This is a genomic window from Spiroplasma litorale (genome assembly GCF_001267155.1).
GTDB classification, from domain to species: Bacteria; Bacillota_I; Bacilli_A; order Mycoplasmatales; family Mycoplasmataceae; genus Spiroplasma_A; species Spiroplasma_A litorale.
Window position 1 is genome coordinate 1,006,482 of the sequence record NZ_CP012357.1, and the last position, 18,838, is coordinate 1,025,319.

The window sequence follows — 18,838 nt, forward strand, 5'->3', positions numbered from 1 at the left end:
CTTAATAATTATATAACACATTAACTTTTACTCTCAATTATAAAAGAATTTTTAAATATTAATTTAATTTAAAAGTAAAAACTACACTATTTTGTAGTGTAGTTTTTACCTAAATTTTAAAATTTAAATTAAGTAATTTTATTAACTAATTTTAATATTTCTTTGATATTCTTTTGAAAAACTAACGTTGATTTCTTTAGATGATGGGTTTGATTTTAATGTTTCTTTATATATTATTAAATCAAAATTATCATTACCTTTTTGACCTTTTATTGCTAAATTGTAAAAAGTCATTTCATAATTATTTTCATTTACTATTTTATTTAGATTTTTTGTTTCAACTATAATTTTTTTTATATCTAATGAAAATGAATCATTTTCATTTTCTCTAAACCCCATAACATAAATAACTAAACCTTCATAACCTTGAATATGTTGTGTGAATTCTCCTTGTTTTTCATCTCTCGCTTTTGTTTCTATATAATCAACTGTTAGTTTATTATCTTCAAGTTTAAGATGTCCTGATTTGTCTTCGAAACTAGACTGTTTAGTTGTAAATAATTTAACAAGATCATTATCACCTTTGTTTTTATAATATGTAAAACTTTTAATTTCATTAGTTTTTCCACAAGATACAACACTATAGGTTGATGATGATGCACTACCTATTAGTCCAATAGAACCTATTCAACTTATTATTTTTTTCATTTTTTTCTCCTTTATTTAATTTAAATTAATGAAATATTTTTATAATAAATTTTATGAACAGTAAAATCGTTAACTGCAATAAAATTAATAAAATATATGTTTACAGTAAAACTTGATTCGCCTTTTTTTCCATAAAAAGTAGAAAATACTAACCCTCTAAAATCTTCATCAACATAAGTGTATCCACTAGGTAGTTCCTTAGACTCTTTGAAATATGATTTTATATAATTCATATTCAAAAAACACATACCTTCAACTTTAAAAGTATCACCTATTTCTTTTTCGCTATTAACTGACCAGATAATTTTTTTAGTTTCTAAATAGTCTTCTTCTAATGTATTTTTATCACTTATTTTAATTTCATATTTTGATTTTTCATCTGCCAAATCAAATTTATTTTTGTCATCATTTTTAATGTTGTTTATCAAACTTTCTCTACCATTTGTTTCATTAAAAGTTAATTCTTTCCCATTAGGATAATATTCTTCATCAGAGTTCGGATTAGAATTATCATTTACGTTTTCCCCACATGACACAACTTGTAAAGTTGAAGCTGTAATAGTTAAGGCACTTAATAATGTTAAAATCTTTTTCATTTAATATTCCTTTCATTTATACTTTTTTATTATATACCTATAATATAATTAAATTAATAAGTTTACTTTATTAAAAAAGTTTTAATATTATATAATTATACAAATGAGCTTAGAAAACAAATTATACAGTATTGAAGACATAAAATTTGATATTAAAAATTTTATAGATTTAGGTAAAACTATTAAAGAAAAGTTTGCCACTTACAACAAACATATGGAATTTTGTCCTTTTGATACTCAATTTTTAATAATGCAGTTATTAAAATATGAGGCGAGAAATTCAAATATGATTGAAGGTATCTATGTAAATGACATTGATATACTTTCTAATGACATATCAGGAAGTAAAAAAATAACAAATTATTTATCAAGTTTAAAACTTGCAATTGAAGATTATAATAAGGAACAAATAATTAAAAATGATACACTTAAAAAAATCCATAAAAAACTATATGATAATATGATCTCTGCAGACGCCATAAATGCGACCCCAGGTCAGTGAAGAGTCAAAAATGCAAAAATCGCAAAACATACACCGCCGAACCCAGTATATATTGAAAGCTATATAAATGAATTTATTAATTGAGTTAATAATAAAGATTTTTTATCTGATTACCCTCTAGAATTAAGATGCCCTATAAAAGTGGCAATTGCACATGCATACTTTGAAAAGATTCACCCTTTTTCAGATGGAAATGGTAGAGTTGGTAGAATATTAATTAATTTAATTATTAACACATTTAAAATAACAAAAGAAACAAACTTTTTTATTTCAAAATCAATATTAGAAAATCAATTTGAATATTATGTCCAATTAGAAAAACTTGATAATAATACTGATTGAAATAATTGAATTAAGTTTTTTTTAAACCTTGTTATTGAACAATTAGATACAAATATTTCTTTAATTAAGAATAGTTTAAACTTACTAATAGAAATAAAAAACGATCTTCTTAAAGAAGAAGATTCGTTTAACAGAATTTTAAAAAATAATATTTTAAAATATATATCTAGATATCCAATTTTTACTTACGAAAAGTTAGAAAAATATATTTTACAAACTCAAGAAAATATTGATAAAGATAATTTAAAAAACATTTTCAATGATTTGGTTAATAAATATGAAATTAAAAAAATTAAAGGTACTTCATTTATGGAATTTACAAAAGTACTTAAAATCATTGTTTAGGATTAATATGATCTTGCAAAATATGTATGCATTTTTGCATTTTTATTACATTTAAAACAAAGTTCACCATCATTTACATCAAAATCTTTAATACATCTTGAAACTGTTGAAGATTCTTGTTTAATATTATTTTCACATTCAATTTCACCACAGAATGGAACACTCACAAATCCTGGAGTTGAATTGATTATATTTATATATTTTTCAAATGTTGTTGCTTTAAAAATTTTACTTTCTAAATTTTTTATTGCTCTATTTTTTAATTCTAAATCATATTTATCAATTATTGATATTACATTATTCTTAACTTCACTTAATTTAACTTTAACTTTATTGTTGTGTAATCTATCAGAAATTGTTACATTATTATCAGCTAAATCTTTTGGTCCTACTTCAATTCTTAACGGTATTCCTTGTATTTCAGATTCTGCCATTTTAAAACCAAATGATTTATCTGTATTATCAATTTCAACTCTATACATATCTTCTAATTGTGATTTTAATTCTTTGCATGTATCGATAATTTGTTCTGAGTTATTAACTGCTATTATACTTATTTGAGTTGGCGCTATTTTACTTGGTAGTATTAACCCATTGTCATCACCGTGAGTCATAATTAATGCTCCAATTAACCTTGTTGAAACACCTCAACTTGTAGAATAAGCATTTTCTTCTTTTTGATTTTTATTTTGAAATTTAATGTTAAATGCTTTTGAAAAATTATCTCCAAAGAAGTGACTTGTTCCACTTTGTAAAGCCTGCCCATCATACATAATTGATTCAATTGTATAAGTTTCTTTTGCTCCAGCAAATTTTTCGTGTTCAGTTTTTTGTCCATCAATAACTGGTATTAATAAAATCTCTTTAACAAAACTTTTATAAACTTCTAAAATATCCAAAGTCATTTTCTTTGCTTCTTCAGCCGAATCATGAAAAGTGTGGCCTTCTTGTCACAAAAATTCACTACTTCTTAGAAAAGGTCGTGTTGTTTTTTCTCATCTTAATACGTTAACTCATTGATTATATTTTATTGGTAAATCTCTATATGATTTAATTTCTTTTTCTAAAAAATCTGCGATTAAAACTTCACTTGTTGGTCTAATAAATAGTTTTTCTCCAAGATCTTTATCCCCAACCATTGTAACTGTTGCAAGTTCTGGCGCAAATCCTTCAACATGTTTTTTTTCTTTATTAAAAAGTGATTCAGGTATTAATAAGGGAAAGTATACATTTTTTACACCTAATGATTTAAATTTTTTATCTAGATTTTCTTGGATTTTCTCTCAAATTGCATAACCGTTTGGTTTTAGTATCATAGTTCCTTTTACTTGACCATAATCCATAAGTTTGGCATTTTTAACTACATCTGTGTATCATCTTGTAAAATCAATATCTCTCGATGTAATTTTTTCAAGTTTTTGTGCCATCTATTTTTTTTCCTTTTTTTCTATATTTCCAGACTCACCATAAAATACATCAATTTTAATATCATTTGCATCTACATAAGTCTGTATTCTTTTTAAATTTGCTTTATCTTTTATCATAATATATTCAATCGCATCAACAGGTATTGTCTCATAAACATAAACAATTTTTTTAACACTATCAAAGGCTCAATCGTTTTTTGAAAATTCTGCTAATTTATGAGGATTAATACCTATAACTGAGATTTTTTCTACATCAACATTGGAATTTGTAGCTCACTTTCAAAAATGCGCTCTTGTTGAAGTATCGAATTCTAAACCTATTGATTCTTCGTGTTCTAAATATGTTCATACAACATATTCTTCATCTTTATCAATACTTTTTTCTTTAATTAATTGAATCCCATTTTCTAGAATTATTAATAAATTATTTACATCAGTATAAAAAAACAAAGTTTCAATTTTTTTATTATTAATTATTTGCATTATTTTTTTTTGTTCTGCTTTTGATGCAAACATTTTTTTGAAAAACCCTTTTTTTGGTTTTGCTTCTGATAAATCAACGTTAGTCTTTTTATCTTTATTTTTTGCCATAGATACCCCCTGTTTGTATACAAAATATATTTTAACAAAAAAAAGCAAACTATAAAAAGTTTGCTTTATATTTCTTATAAATGGCGGATTGAGAGAGACTCGAACTCTCGCGCCAGTTGCCCGGCCTAACACCTTAGCAGGGTGCCCTCTTCACCAACTTGAGTATCAATCCATACAAAAAAATTATAGCAAATTAATGCATTATTTTATAATGAATTTTAATTTAATTATTTAATTGCTAAACTTTATAAATAAAAAACAGTGATTCAACACTGCTATATATAAGTTATGATAATTATTATATTTCTATATTCATAATAATTTTATGTGGTATTATGTGATACAAAATTAAATTAATTAATGAAAAAAGCATTGTTAAATAAATAATTTTTTTATACTTATTATTTATTAAATTATTATATTGCTGCATATTATACAATACATAAACAATAGAAATAATTATATTAATATATAATAATATAAACAAATAAACTAATTGATCACGAGATCAACTGTTAAATATAAATAGATTTATAGCATAAACATATTTTAGTATTGATCCTAAATATAATAAATAGATTTGTGCATCTATTTGGTACTTAGAACAAAGTATATCATTTAAATATGTATTATTTTGTTTTTGTTTTTTTAATATATGAATGTTTTCTATTATTAAAGCAGGAATAATTGCTAAATTAAATCAACCAAAAATTCCTCGAATAATGTGAAGTTTCATATTAATATAAGAGTTTATTTTGAAATGATAAATGATAAATATTATTAAAGTAATAAAACTTATTAAATATGAACATCCTAAAATAAATAGTAAAAGAATTGTTGTAATTAATGAAACATCTAAAATATCTATCATATAAAGTCAAAATGGATATAAGAATAGTCCCAATATAATAGCAGCTACATAATAAATTACATAAAAAACTTCTCTTTTATTTTTTTTAAATCTTTCATTAATTATGGAAACCTCCTTTTGATAAATTTAATAAAAGTTTTATATGTTAATTAAAAATAATTAACCAATAAATAAGTTTAATATATAAAAATACTAAACTCCTTTATTTTTTTCATTTTAAATTATATTTTGCCTAATGCTAAATTAAAAATTTTATACACAATAATTTAATTTATAAGTTATTCATTATCTGTTTTAAATTCAAAAGATAAAGCCATGAAAGAATCTTCATATGAATAAAAATATATTGTTTCTTCTGAATTGTTTATTTTTTTATTACCATATAAATCTAATAAAAATAAATTTAGCGTATGATATTCGGGCTCATACCCAAATGATATATTTCCATTTAATTGACCAGAACTTAAATTAAAACTTTTAAATAATATATCTAAGTTATTTGCTTCACTAATTATATTTTTATATATGTATTTAAAAAATCTTGATATATGAACGAATAGTTCCATACCATCTACAATTTCTTCTGCCTTGAATTTTTTTGATTTATATACTAATTTTAGATCTGAATCACTTTTTAATTCGAAATCAGTTTTATATTTTTCATTAAAACTTTCAATATAATTATCAAGATTTTTAATGAAAGTTTCTGTTATATAATTTATTGCTATAATTTTAAAATATATTGTTTTATTTATATTTGAAAATTTATATTGATAATCATAAATTCTTATATTGGTTTTGCCATCGCGACTTCTACTATGATAAAGTAATGATGGCATTATATGGCGTGAGTTATACATCATTCTTAATTAATTTAAATACGTTTCATCATCTACATTTTCAACACTTTCTTCATTTAATGAAAAGAAGCTAATTATTTCAATATCAAATGGTTTTTCTTTAGATACACTTGGTAATATTGGTTTATCACCATAATAAACAACATTTGAATTTATTTCCAATTCTTTTCCTTCGTCAACATTTTCAAATAAATTAAAAGCATATTTATCAGATTTTAATAAATATTTATCATTATCTTTTTCTTCATTTGTTAAATTTCCTAAACTATTTTTTATATCTTCTTCATTTCATTTAAGATTATCATTATTATTTTCAGCTTGGGCATCAGTATTAGAATCACATGATATAACACCTAAGCTTGTATTACCTACAATAAATAAACTTGCTAAACTAAGTATTAATTTTTTTATTTTTCTCCTTTTATTAACTTTTATTTTTATTTGTTTTAGATTTTTTTAATTAACTGAATCTAAAACTTAAATAATTTGTAACTATGTATGACCCGATAAATAATTTACAAAACTTTATTTGTTATATAATAAAATATTTTAATTTAATTGTTTTATAGTTTTGCTATTATCGAAAAAAATTAATGATATTGAAGAAGTGTAAACAATTAATAAAATTAATAATAATGTAGTAATTTTTTTAATTTTTTTTCCTACATTGATAATTTTACCACTAGTTATATAAATTGACTTAAGGTAATAAATATTTGAGTAAGTTATATATAAATTTTTATATACTTTTATCTTTTTTTTCTTTTTTTTGCTTTTACAATAACAATTGAAATTGAAATTATAAAAACTAATACACCTGTACCAATTGTACTTATAAGTATTATTGTAGTTGTTGCATACTCGCTAAGTCCGCCACTTGATTGATTTGGATTTAAAGGTGGATTGTTATTACCAGGTGGAGTTGGTTTAGGTGGTCTTGGATTAAAAGGTGGATATGGATCGACCTCAGGTTCTGGTTCTGGATATCATTCAGGAGCAATTGTATCCATTCCTAAAATATTTCCTTTATATAATGATCTATTATTATTTTTTTCTAATATTTTATTATAATTATTTTTTTGTTTTATTGAATTTTCTAAGGTTTGACCTAAAAAACCGTCCATTACATGTCCCATTTCATGGTTTATTATTTGAAAAATATTTGAACAAGAGAATCAATTATCTTTATAAAAGTTATTAGAGGCTTCATCATCGGTATAAAAGCCTCTTGTCGAAAAAACAATAGAAGCGTTATAAACCCCAAAATAATCCATATTTGTTTTAACATATGCATACGCATTAGAGTTCTCTAAAATAATTGAGTCTTTTGTAAAAATAATACTAATTATGAAATAAATTAGATAATTTATTTGATCATTATTTAAAATATATAAAGATAAGTTAATTAAATCTAAAAAATGTTTTTTTATACTTTCTAATTTATTATAAGATCATTTTAAAGAATAACCAACTGCTCGTAAAGTTTCTTCTAAATCAATGTTTGAATAATTTAATTTATTTATAAAGGAAAGTTCTTTAAAAAAGTCTGACATTTTAACAAAGTCTTCAAAGTACATTTTATCTTTAATTATAGAATTAAACATTTCTTTTGATTCCATAGAAGCTTTATTATATAAATCAAAGTTTAATTTGCTTAATTCATTTTCATTAAAACTATTAATAAAGTATTTTTTTTCTAAAGCAGCCTTTAGATTATTATTATATTGTTTATTGTTATAAGAAAAATTATTCTGTGTTGAATAATAATCGACTTCATAATTTCATGCATTTAATGAATATTCTAATGTATTATATGCAAATCCATAACCACCATCATTATTAGAATTAAAATTGTTCATTGCAAATTTATCATTTCTATATAATAATTCTTCATAATCTAATTCATCACCTTTTTTAGTTAAATTAGTATTAAAAACTACATTAATACCATTGGTTTCGATTTCATCATCAATTATATTTTTGACTTTATCAAAATTAGAAAACTTTCCTGAAGCATTAACATTTATTTTGTTATAGATGTTTAAAAAATAATAGTTTAATACTTCTCAAGCTTTATTTTTTATAGAATCATTTGTTGCTTGCCATTTTGAATATGCTTCTGCAAAGAACTCTTTATAATTTGTCATTCCATAAATTGAAGTTACAACAATATTTGAAACAACACTTGCATAAAATGTGGAAATACGTTTTTCAAGTTTTACCTTATTATTACTATTTTTTATATTATTTAAATAGTTTTCAACTAATGAATTCATATATTTATTTTGATTAATATCTGAATGTTTATAAATAAAATATTGAAGACTCATGCCATTTCATAATAAATCATTTGATAAATTATAATTCTTATTATCATTTAATTTATTATTTATTAAATGAGGGTTTTCAAAATTATTATTTACAAAATAATTTGGTTTTAAAAATATTTGAAATCAAATTAGAAAACTAGAGAAGATAAATGCACTTAACAATATTATTTTTTTCATTAATTCCTCCTTCTAATTTTTTAATTTAGAGTTAGTTCTTCATAAAAGAAATAAAAAAGAAATATATTAAATATTATTTATTTATTAAAATTAATAAATATTATTTAGTTTTTTAATACTAAAACAAAATAAAGCAAGTTAATAAAATTAACTCACTTTATTCAACTATGCAAATATGATATTTTTAATTTCTAATTGTGATGATGCTTTTGCTCAATAAGCATTTAAACCTGAGGCATAAACCCTTACTTCAACTTTACATTTAATAACTAGTTTAAAATCATTTTCTCATTGATATTCTAGGCTACCATAACATTTCATTCAATTTGTATTTGAATATATTCTTTCAATTATATTTTTATCTCCACTATTACCAATAGTAAAGTAATGAATTGTAGATTCTATGCCACTATTTGAAGTGCCACTTTTGTAATCATTATTATGTCATCTATCTCCATCTTTATTATTTCAAGTATATCCAATTCAATCAATTCCAATAAAATTGTGTGAGCCCATTAAAGCATTTTTACCTAAACCTATTTCAAATTCCAATCTAGCTTCACTAGAATCTGAACGTTCACTATTATAAGCTTCTGCTTAAACTTTTCTTGTCTCTGTTGAATTATTATTATTTAAACTCTCAATAATACTGGTAAAACTTACTTTAACCGATTTTTTATATTTTATAGAACTTACAATTGATTGTTTGTAGCTAATTGAACCAAGTTTTAAATCAAATTCTTCTAAATCAGGATTTTTGTCTACGATAAGCGCTTTTAATCTTTTTTCAGTAGGGTTTTTAATTTCACCTAATTCAGTATTTTTTAAAACTTTAGATAGTTCTTCTTGTGCGTTTGGTGGGGTAGTTTCTCCACCTGGCACCTCAGGGTCTACAGGTGTTTCAGAACCACCTGATTCTCCACCATTAGTTCTAATAAAATTTATACTAATTAATAACGAATTATCAAAAGATAGTTCGTCTTTTAAAGGAACGTAGGCTATTGTTGACTCAAAAGATTCATTTTTATGAGTTGGTAATAAATCAGGTAGACCTATTATGTCTCAATCATTAATAGTTTTAACATAACTATTAAAGAACTCTTTAAGACCTTCTATTTTTCTATTATTACTATAAGCATATAATGCAATGTTTTTTGTTAGATCATTTTTATCGTAGGTTCCATTTTCTTTATAACTATTAACTGAAAAATCAAAAGTTTACAAGTAAATTTCTCCTAAATCAATTCTACCGCTTCTATTTACATTAATATTGATAGGGTTTAATATAGTAGTTGATACGGGTTGGGCAATTAAAGATATTGAACCCAATAGACCGATAATAAACATATAAACACTCCCTTCATAGTAAACTACACTTTTATAATACCATTATTTGAAAAAAATACTATTATATTTATAAAAATTAAAAAAAAATCCAAATAAAGTAATTAGATTTTTGTTAATTAAATTTATCTATTTTTATTAGAAGATAAAAAAACATAGTTTTGTAAATAATTCTGATATATATTAAAAATTGTATAACTTTTTTAGTATTAAAATATTTTTAAATAAAGTGCTTAATATATAGTGGGTTTATCTCATTAACACTTTTAGCAATTTTAAAGTCATTTTTAAGAATTAAAAAATTGTTGATGATATCAATTTCATTATAATCTACTAATATTTCATAATTTTTAAAGTTAGACTTAAATTGGTCGATATCTTCTTTATTCAAAACTTGATCTACTATTATATTTTTTTTATTATCATAAACACCAATATAATATTTATCTCCTCTTGCATCAATCATACTAATACATTTTTTATCTCCTGCTTGGAAAGCTAATGATGATATTAAATATACATTTACATCATTATTAATTGTTTTAATGGTTTTTGAAAAAGTTACCCCTAATCTAACACCGGTATAACTACCCGGGCCATTAACAACATAAAAAGAATTGACTTCATTAATTTTAATGTTGTTTTTTTTAAACATTTTATCTATTTCTTCTATTAAAATATCGCTTATTCTTAATTGATTTTTCATATCTAAATAATCTATAATTTGATTGTTTTTTTCTATAATTAAAATTAATCTGTTGTTGGTTGTATCTATAAATAAATTCATATTAATCCTCTTTTTCTATTACAAATAATCTCTTATCGTTTTCTTCAAAAGAAATAAATATTTTGATAATTTTAAAATAGCTTGAATAATTAATTTTTAAATTTTCTGGTCATTCAACCACACTAAAAGCATCAATCATTTGTTCTAAAAACATTTCATATTCATTGCTATTTTTAAGTCTATATGCATCTATATGGTTGATTAATAAATCATTAGTTTTATATTGGTTCATTATTGTAAAAGTTGGCGAGTTTACAATTTCATTTACACCTAAATTATTTAATAATTTCTTTGTAAATGTTGTTTTGCCAGCTCCTAAACTACCATACAATAAAAAAATAGTGTTTTTTTTAGAAAATACTTTTAGATATTCAACAACTTTACTCAATTCTTGAATATTAACTATAAATTTTATTGTTTCTTTATTATTTTTATCAACCATGTATATATGATATAATGATTTTGCTTAATTTTGTGAGGTAATATGATTAAAGATTTATTAATTATTGGTTGCGGTCCTGCTGGACTATATGCTTGAAAAATGGCTCAAAATTTCAATTTGACAGGTGATGTGGTTGAATCAAAAGCAACATATGGAGGCCAAGTTACAAATTTATATCCAAGTAAAGAAATATTTAATTTGCCTGCAATTAAATCAATTACCGGAAAAGAAGCTATGGATGAAATGTACAACTCATTAAACCATGAATACAAAGCTATAGAGTGCCACTTTAATACAAGTGTTTTAGATATAAAAATTACATTTAATAAAGAATTAGAAAATAATACATTTGAGGTTTTATTTTCAAATAATTTAAAATATGTTTACAAAACAATCCTTTTTACAGATGGGATGGGACTATTGTTACCTATAAAGTTAATTGACAAAGACTTTGATAATGTACTTTACAAATACACTAATAACAATATTTTTAAAGGAAAAAATGTTGTAATTTTTGGTGGTGGTGATTCTGCAATTGATTGTTCAAATGAATTAGCACCAATTTCAAATAGCGTTAAACTTGTTCATAGAAGAGATGAATTTAGAGGTATGAAATCTGGTTTAAGTAATGCTGTTAAATCAAATGTTGATGTTATGACACCATACGTATTTGACAAAATAATTAATGAAAAAAATAATAAAATTGAAAAAATAGCATTAAAAAATGTTCTTGATAGTTCAACAATTAATGTTGATCTTGATTATGCTGTTGTTCATTATGGTTTTAAGAATCAAAATTTAAATTTTAAGAACTTAGAAGTTTTAAAAAATGATTTAGGTAAAATGGTTGTTGATAATAAAATGCAAACATCAATTAAAGGTATTTTTGCTTCTGGAGATTGTTGCGACTATGAAGGTAAAATAAAAAATCTAGTATCTTGTGTATACGAATCATTAGTTGCAATTGTAAATATTGATAAAATAATTAATAACAAAAATTTATTAAATAAAGGCTGATAAAAAAAACACTAATTTTCAATTAGTGTTTTTTGTGTCATTTCTTTTGGTGTTTCAACACCTAAAATTTGACATATTGTTGGTGCTACATCTGCTATTGCAGCATCTTTTTGTCTTAATTTTAAGTCTTTATCAGTTATTATGATTGGAACTGGTTGACTAGTGTGTTTTTTGTTAGGCCCACCTTCTTTATCAATCATAACTTCTGCATTACCATGATCTGCAGTTATTATCATTGTATAGTTATTTTCTTTTGAAGCTTCATATACACGTTTCAACTGTTCATCTAAAGTTTTAACACCTTTTATTGTTGCTTCTAAATCCCCTGTATGGCCTACCATGTCGCAGTTTGCATAGTTTAATACAATTAAGTCGAATTTATTTTCTTTTATTCTTTCAACTAATTTATTTGTAATTTCAACAGCAGACATTTCTGGTTTTAAATCATAAGTTGCAACTTTTGGTGAAGAAATTAAATCAATACTTGCATTTTTAAGTGTAATTTCTTCTGGTGTAGCTAAACCATTTTTAAAGTAATCTTTACCTCCGTCAAAAAAGAAAGTAACGTGAGCAATTTTTTCAGTTTCTGCGATTCTTAGTTGTTTATAACCTTTATCACTTAGTCATTCTCCTAAACCATTTATAACTTCTATAGGTCTGAAAGCGATGTGTTTAGAAGCAACTGTTGCAGCATACTCCATCATAGAAACAAAATAAATTTTATCTCCAATATAAGTTAAATCTTTAAAACTTGGGTCACTTCAAGATAAATAATCTTTATTTGTAATTGCACTTGCCATTTGGATTGCTCTATCAGGTCTAAAGTTTGTAAATATTACTGAGTCATTTTCTTTAATGTATCCATTTAAACATTTTGAATTGTACGCCGGAATAATTCCTTCATCATCTTTACCATTTTCATATTGTTCATTAATGTATTTATAAGGATCATCAAAAGAAGTTGAGTATTTTCTATCTACTAATGATTTATAACCATCAGCAGTTCTTTCCATTCTTTTGTCTCTATCCATTGAATAATATCTTCCAGAAATTGAACCAACTTCACCAACACCATATTTTTTAATTAATGCATATAATTTATCTAGATACTCAATTGCCACTTTAGGCTTTGTGTCACGTCCATCTGTAAATAAATGTAAATATATTTCTTTTAATCCTGCTTTTGCAGCTGCTTCAAATGTAGCAAACATATGAAGCATGTGTGAATGAACACCACCATCTGAGAATAATCCCATTATATGTAAAGCGCTATTATTTTTTTTGCAATTATCAATTGCATTAACAATTTCACTATTATTTTCAAAAGTGTTTTCTTTTATCGCTCTATTAATAAGAGATAATGATTCATATTTAATTCTTCCTGCTCCTAAATGAATATGACCTACTTCTGAGTTACCCATTTGTCCTTCTGGAAGTCCAACTCATTCTCCACTTGCATGAGCTTCTACTCAAGGATAATCTTTTTTTAAACTTTCAACAAAAGTCATATTTGCTTTAAAAACAGCATTACCTTCTGCATTAGGTGCGATCCCTCAACCATCAAGTATTGCAAGTATTACTGGTTTTTTTGTTATCATAATAACCTCTTTCTAATTTTCATTTAAAACATATTTTTTTAATTCATGAGCAACAAATCCTTCTATATTCGAATAATCTGAAATTAAATTTGCCGCTTTTTTTGCATCATCACATGCGTTTGTTGGTGCTATACTCAAACCAACATATTCAAGCATTGCAACATCATTTTCCCCATCTCCCATTGCAATTATTTCGCTTTGGTCAATTTTATATTTTTCTGCAATATATTGTAATGCAAGTTTTTTGTTTACACCTTTTCTTGTAATTTCTCCAGCCTTAGCTTGTGGAGATCAAGCAATTTCTAATCCTATTTCTTGAACTTGTTTTTTAAATTCTTCATTTGCATTAAAAACTAGAATTTTATAACAATCAAACATTTCCATTCCATCATTATATAAAATAGCTTCTTTTTCAAATAGAGATGATTCAAGTTTTAAATCAATTGATTCATCCAGTGACTTTGTTATGTAACAAATGTCATCATTTGTAGTATATGCACATAATATGCAATCTTTATTAACTGGTAATTTCAATAAATCAAATACTTTACTTGCTTTTTCTTTATCTAATGGAAAGGAAATAATTTCTTCATTTTTTATGTAATCATAAATTACTGCTCCATTAAACCCTATACCAACTGAGTGATTTTCTTGATATCCAAACATATCAATTTTATTAAATTTTGCTTTTATTGGTCTACCAGTAGCAAAAATTAGTCTAATACCTTTTTTAATAACTTCTTTGATTGGTTCAATATTAACATCTACAAAATCACCTAACGATTCACAACTAGTTCCATCTAAATCTAAAACTACAAGCTTAAAATTATTCATCTTTTTTTCCTCTTTTATTTAATTAAACCTAAATATGAATCAACTTGAAGTGATGCTCCACCAACAAGTGCTCCATCTATATCTGATTGATTCAATATTTCATTTATATTTTCTGGTTTTACACTACCACCATATTGAATCAATATTTCATGACTAACACTTTCGTTATAAATGTTTTTTACCATGTTTCTTATTTCTTTACATACATTTTGTGCGATTTCTGGAGTTGCTACTTTTCCTGTTCCAATTGCTCATATTGGTTCATAAGCAATTACAACTTTTTTAGCATCATTTTCAGAAATTCCTTTGAAAGCTGCTTCAATTTGTTTTTTTACTCATTCAATTGTTTTTCCACTTTCATATGTTTCTAAAGATTCACCACAACATAAAATTGGAGTTATGTTTGCTTTTAATAATGCAATATTTTTTTTGTTAATCATTTCATCAGTTTCTTTAAAAATATCTCTTCTTTCAGAATGACCGATCACAACATAATCAATTCCAATATTTTGTAACATAGGAATTGAAATTTCCCCAGTATACGCACCTTCATTTTCATAAAAACAATTTTGTGCTGATATTACTAAATTTTTTGATGCTTTTTTTGCATCACTCAACATTACAAACGGTACTGCTATCCCAGCAATAGTGTTTTTATCAATAGATAATTTTGATTCTACTGCTTTAATAAAATCAACTGCTTCAGTGTTTGTTTTAAACATTTTTCAATTTCCAATAATAATTTTTTTTCTCATATGTTTTTGCTCCTAACTGCTATACTTATTCATTTTATCACTATATATAAAAATAATTTAATAATTGAACTATAAACAAAGTAATATAGCATTATTTATGAAAAGAATTAATAAATTTAAAAATTAAAAAACCAGCTAGCTGAAATTGTCAATTAAAATTGACATTAAAAAGATACTTTCTCCATACGAATTTCGTATGGAGTTTTTTTATGTTTTAATGAAGGTCTAACATAATTATAAAACTCTATATAGTCTGAGATAATTTTATAAATATTTGAATGATGTAGTTCTTTTACTTTATATGTATATATACATTCATTTTTAAAAGTTCCAAAAAAAGACTCACAGGCACCATTATCTGGTGAATTTCCTCTTCGTGACATAGAAATATTTATATTATTAGTTTTACATAATCTTTCTCAAGTTTCATTTGTATATGGTGATCCTTGATCTGAGTGGATTATCTTTGGTGCACCTCTTTTTTTAATGGCGCTTATTAAATTTGTATGACATAATTTATTATTAGGACTAACCGATAACTTTCAATCAATAATTTCTGAATTAAACAAATCCTTTATAACAGATAGATATACGTTTCCATTAATAGTTTTTATATAAGTTACATCTGTTACTCATTTTTCATTTATATTTTTAGATTTAAAGTTTCTATTTAGTAGATTTTCAAATCTTAATGGACCTGATTTATCATAGTTTGGAACTTTCTTTTTCTTCACTGCTTTTAAACTCATTATTTTCATATATCTATAAACAACTCAAGGGTTTAATCTTTCTTTAAAGTATTTGTTTAAAAATAAAGTTATCATATTATAACCATATCTTTTTTTAAACAAGTAAAAAAGGCATCTTATCTTAATTGCTAAAATTCTATTATAATTTTTATACTTTGGTTTTCCGTTTTTAAGTCATTTTAAATATCCATACCTTGAAACTTTTAAATATAAACAAGATAATTTCAAAGAAAACATTCTTTTAACATTAAAAATGGCGAAGCACTTTCCCTTAGTTGTCTTCGCCAAATGCTTTTTTAAAGCTCGTTCCAGTTTCAAAGCCTCTCTTAATTCTTCAATGCTCATATCATCAGGTTCTTTAAAAATTCAATCATGAGATTTAAATTTTTTGATATTTCCTTTTGCTTGTGTTCCGCTACCTCATTCAAGAGCGCCTTCACCTTTAACTTTTACCTCTGATTTTCATCTTTTAATTGTGCTAGTACTAATATCAAACTTTAATGCCGCATTTAAAATACCAATTTTTTTTGATTCATTAATTATATTAAGTTTTTCATTTTTTGTTCATTGTTTTGCCATATAAAAAGAACACCTTTCAATAAAATTTTAACAATAAAAGTACTTTTTTACTGTCAATTTTATTTTAGATGTTCAAGCTGGTTTTTATTATTAAATAATTTTAAATGTCCTTATTTTTTAAAAACTGTTTTCAGGTTTTTTAACATCATAAGAACCATGTAAAAATTTTGATGAAGGTAATGCTTTTATAGTTAGGTAGTTTAATTGTTTAATTTAATCATCATAATAATGAAATTAAAATTCATAATCTTTTTTATATATAAAAGAATCATTATTTTTTTTATAATTCTAACAATAGCCTCAGTAACAAATTCTTCTTCATAATACGTTTTATTTTCTAGAATATCTGCCAAACTATTTCATTTTGGAAATCATCACATTTCGTTTATATCAACAGATTCTGTATTAAGAGTGCTTTTAATTTCCCCCATTTAAATATATTGGTTTTTCTCTTAAACTAACTTTAAATTCTGTATCCTTAATAACCGCTCCATTTTCAATATTATAATCTATATTTAAAGACTCAAATCATTATATAAAGTATATGGAACAAACCTAGCAATAATAAATTTTAAATAGAAATCAATGTTAAAACCACAAACATAGCTATATGATTCTTCTGGGTTGCTCTGACTAACATCATAGTATTTTGTTTTCAACTCCTTGCTCGAACCCTTAAATGGTAAGTTATTTTTTAAAATATTATTTTTATCAACTAGATTATTAAAATTATCAATAAATCAATCTTCTCCAAATTTTAAATCATAATTAACTATATTATATAATTTTGATTTTATATTCCTTTTTAATTCACTTCATTCTTTACCTGCTTCTAATGTTAGGCTACTAAAATCAACATCATTAAGATCTATAACTTTATCCTCTTTTTTATTGTTACTACACCCTATTATTGAAGCATTTGGTAAAACAGCCATTGTTATAGCTAGTGTAAAATGTAAGATTTTTTTCATATTATTCTCCTTTAAATTAATTGAAATATGATTTATTTATAATAAACATCTAAAAAGGCTGTAATATTAGAATTAATTATGATAAGTAAATAATTATAATTAAACTAAGTTAACTACTTTTAGTATAACACTTTTATGTTGTGTAAATATAAAAGTGTTATACTAAAAGTAAATAAATTAAAAAACAACTTTTTATAAAAAATAAAATTAACAAAAAATTGTTAATTTTATTTTTAAAGGTTGTTTTATTTGTATTATTTAATATTTTTTATATATAACTTATTTTCTACTATAGTTCACTTGCTGCTTCTTCATCAATTATCAATGTAACATCTGCATGGTTTTGCAAAATAGTGCATGGTCAATCAGTGGTTGGTTTTGTATTTACTAAGTTTTTGATTGCTTCAGCCTTAGATTTACCATATGCCATTAATAATATTTTTTTAGCATTCATAATTGATTTTAATCCCATTGAAATTGCTTTTTTTGGAACTTCGTCTTTATTTTTGAAGAACCTTGAATTAGCTTCAATTGTTTCATTTGTTAAATCCACAATTGAAGTTATTGATTCAAAACTAGTACCTGGTTCATTAAATCCTATGTGTCCATTAACACCAAGTCCTAGAACTTGTAAATCAATTCCACCCTTTGATTGAATTAAATCATCATATTTTTCTGCATCTGATTGAGTTTTAGTGTGCCCATCTGGTACAAATGTATTACTTTTATTTATATTTACATGATCAAATAATTCTTCATTCATAAAATATCTATATGATTTACTATGATCGGGTCCTAATCCCATATATTCATCTAAATTAAAAGTAGTTATATTACTTCAATCAATATTCTCTTCTTTTGTTTTTTTAATTAAGTATCGGTATGTACTAATTGGTGTGCTACCAGTTGCTAATCCTAATATTGCATTTGATTTAGAACTCATATAATCAATAATAATATCTCCGGCAACTTTTCCGCCTTCTTCTTGTGATTTAACAATTATAGTTTTCATA

General features: G+C 23.9%; 22 protein-coding genes and 1 tRNA gene. 2 read left to right on the top strand and 21 right to left on the bottom strand.

Going from position 1 to position 18,838, the window contains the following annotated elements:
• Window positions 1-141: 141 nt before the first annotated feature.
• Together SLITO_RS04755 and SLITO_RS04760 are read right to left on the bottom strand one after the other, a co-directional pair.
• Window positions 142-708 carry a hypothetical protein gene (locus SLITO_RS04755; RefSeq protein WP_075058620.1) on the bottom strand — a complete coding sequence of 189 codons (567 nt, stop codon included), beginning with the start codon at window positions 706-708 and terminating at the stop codon, window positions 142-144.
• A gap of 20 nt (window positions 709-728) precedes the next feature.
• Window positions 729-1,304 (bottom strand): hypothetical protein, encoded by a 576-nt coding sequence (locus SLITO_RS04760; RefSeq protein WP_075058621.1) that lies wholly within the window; start codon window positions 1,302-1,304, stop codon window positions 729-731.
• Window positions 1,305-1,407: 103 nt separating this feature from the next.
• Between SLITO_RS04760 and SLITO_RS04765 the strand changes: the two genes are divergently transcribed.
• Window positions 1,408-2,493: a Fic family protein gene (locus SLITO_RS04765; RefSeq protein ID WP_075058622.1), complete on the top strand. Its 1,086-nt coding sequence runs from the start codon at window positions 1,408-1,410 to the stop codon at window positions 2,491-2,493.
• 2 nt (window positions 2,494-2,495) lie between these two features.
• Here SLITO_RS04765 and proS read toward each other — a convergent pair whose 3' ends face one another.
• The 12 genes from proS to tsaE all read right to left on the bottom strand — a co-directional run bounded on the left by proS (window position 2,496) and on the right by tsaE (window position 11,322).
• Window positions 2,496-3,920, bottom strand: coding sequence for a proline--tRNA ligase (proS, locus tag SLITO_RS04770; protein ID WP_075058623.1), 1,425 nt, complete (start codon window positions 3,918-3,920; stop codon window positions 2,496-2,498).
• Complete coding sequence (locus tag SLITO_RS04775; RefSeq protein ID WP_075058624.1) at window positions 3,921-4,511, bottom strand: hypothetical protein; 591 nt, start codon at window positions 4,509-4,511, stop codon at window positions 3,921-3,923. It lies immediately after the preceding gene.
• Between the two features lie 81 nt (window positions 4,512-4,592).
• A tRNA-Ser gene (locus SLITO_RS04780) sits at window positions 4,593-4,683 on the bottom strand.
• Window positions 4,684-4,809: 126 nt separating this feature from the next.
• A complete protein-coding gene (locus SLITO_RS04785) occupies window positions 4,810-5,382 on the bottom strand; it encodes a hypothetical protein (protein ID WP_075058625.1) in 573 nt (190 codons plus the stop codon).
• Between the two features lie 278 nt (window positions 5,383-5,660).
• Complete coding sequence (locus SLITO_RS04790; protein WP_075058626.1) at window positions 5,661-6,221, bottom strand: hypothetical protein; 561 nt, start codon at window positions 6,219-6,221, stop codon at window positions 5,661-5,663.
• Window positions 6,222-6,251: 30 nt separating this feature from the next.
• Complete coding sequence (locus tag SLITO_RS06045) at window positions 6,252-6,404, bottom strand: hypothetical protein (protein ID WP_158500660.1); 153 nt, start codon at window positions 6,402-6,404, stop codon at window positions 6,252-6,254.
• A gap of 587 nt (window positions 6,405-6,991) precedes the next feature.
• Window positions 6,992-8,749 carry a hypothetical protein gene (locus tag SLITO_RS04795; RefSeq protein ID WP_075058627.1) on the bottom strand — a complete coding sequence of 586 codons (1,758 nt, stop codon included), beginning with the start codon at window positions 8,747-8,749 and terminating at the stop codon, window positions 6,992-6,994.
• A 165-nt stretch (window positions 8,750-8,914) separates the two neighbouring features.
• Window positions 8,915-9,301, bottom strand: a complete 387-nt coding sequence (locus tag SLITO_RS04800) for a hypothetical protein (protein ID WP_075058628.1) — start codon at window positions 9,299-9,301, stop codon at window positions 8,915-8,917.
• Window positions 9,302-9,346: 45 nt separating this feature from the next.
• Window positions 9,347-9,631 (bottom strand): hypothetical protein, encoded by a 285-nt coding sequence (locus SLITO_RS04805; RefSeq protein ID WP_075058629.1) that lies wholly within the window; start codon window positions 9,629-9,631, stop codon window positions 9,347-9,349.
• A 336-nt stretch (window positions 9,632-9,967) separates the two neighbouring features.
• Window positions 9,968-10,096: a hypothetical protein gene (locus tag SLITO_RS06190; protein ID WP_268794770.1), complete on the bottom strand. Its 129-nt coding sequence runs from the start codon at window positions 10,094-10,096 to the stop codon at window positions 9,968-9,970.
• A gap of 217 nt (window positions 10,097-10,313) precedes the next feature.
• On the bottom strand, window positions 10,314-10,880 hold the full coding sequence (gene tsaB / locus SLITO_RS04810; protein ID WP_075058630.1) for a tRNA (adenosine(37)-N6)-threonylcarbamoyltransferase complex dimerization subunit type 1 TsaB: 567 nt from the start codon (window positions 10,878-10,880) through the stop codon (window positions 10,314-10,316).
• 1 nt (window position 10,881) lies between these two features.
• Window positions 10,882-11,322 carry a tRNA (adenosine(37)-N6)-threonylcarbamoyltransferase complex ATPase subunit type 1 TsaE gene (gene tsaE, locus SLITO_RS04815; RefSeq protein ID WP_083433384.1) on the bottom strand — a complete coding sequence of 147 codons (441 nt, stop codon included), beginning with the start codon at window positions 11,320-11,322 and terminating at the stop codon, window positions 10,882-10,884.
• Window positions 11,323-11,364: 42 nt separating this feature from the next.
• Here tsaE and SLITO_RS04820 point away from each other — a divergent pair, with 42 nt between their 5' ends.
• Entirely contained in the window at window positions 11,365-12,342 is a 978-nt protein-coding gene (locus SLITO_RS04820) for an NAD(P)/FAD-dependent oxidoreductase (protein ID WP_075058631.1), read from the top strand.
• A gap of 8 nt (window positions 12,343-12,350) precedes the next feature.
• Here the strand turns inward: SLITO_RS04820 and gpmI are convergent, their stop codons facing one another.
• The 7 genes from gpmI to nagB form a co-directional block, all read right to left on the bottom strand.
• Complete coding sequence (gene gpmI / locus SLITO_RS04825) at window positions 12,351-13,937, bottom strand: 2,3-bisphosphoglycerate-independent phosphoglycerate mutase (RefSeq protein ID WP_075058632.1); 1,587 nt, start codon at window positions 13,935-13,937, stop codon at window positions 12,351-12,353.
• A 12-nt stretch (window positions 13,938-13,949) separates the two neighbouring features.
• Window positions 13,950-14,771: a Cof-type HAD-IIB family hydrolase gene (locus SLITO_RS04830; protein WP_075058633.1), complete on the bottom strand. Its 822-nt coding sequence runs from the start codon at window positions 14,769-14,771 to the stop codon at window positions 13,950-13,952.
• Window positions 14,772-14,785: 14 nt separating this feature from the next.
• The gene (tpiA, locus tag SLITO_RS04835) at window positions 14,786-15,526 is read right to left on the bottom strand and encodes a triose-phosphate isomerase (RefSeq protein WP_075058634.1); all 741 of its coding nucleotides are present in this window, start codon (window positions 15,524-15,526) and stop codon (window positions 14,786-14,788) included.
• A 164-nt stretch (window positions 15,527-15,690) separates the two neighbouring features.
• Entirely contained in the window at window positions 15,691-16,854 is a 1,164-nt protein-coding gene (locus tag SLITO_RS04840) for an IS3 family transposase (RefSeq protein ID WP_075058635.1), read from the bottom strand.
• Between the two features lie 200 nt (window positions 16,855-17,054).
• The gene (locus SLITO_RS04845) at window positions 17,055-17,285 is read right to left on the bottom strand and encodes a hypothetical protein (RefSeq protein WP_075058636.1); all 231 of its coding nucleotides are present in this window, start codon (window positions 17,283-17,285) and stop codon (window positions 17,055-17,057) included.
• Window positions 17,286-17,369: 84 nt separating this feature from the next.
• Window positions 17,370-17,825, bottom strand: coding sequence for a hypothetical protein (locus SLITO_RS04850; protein WP_075058637.1), 456 nt, complete (start codon window positions 17,823-17,825; stop codon window positions 17,370-17,372).
• Window positions 17,826-18,114: 289 nt separating this feature from the next.
• Window positions 18,115-18,837 carry a glucosamine-6-phosphate deaminase gene (gene nagB, locus SLITO_RS04855; RefSeq protein ID WP_075058638.1) on the bottom strand — a complete coding sequence of 241 codons (723 nt, stop codon included), beginning with the start codon at window positions 18,835-18,837 and terminating at the stop codon, window positions 18,115-18,117.
• Window position 18,838: the final 1 nt, after the last annotated feature.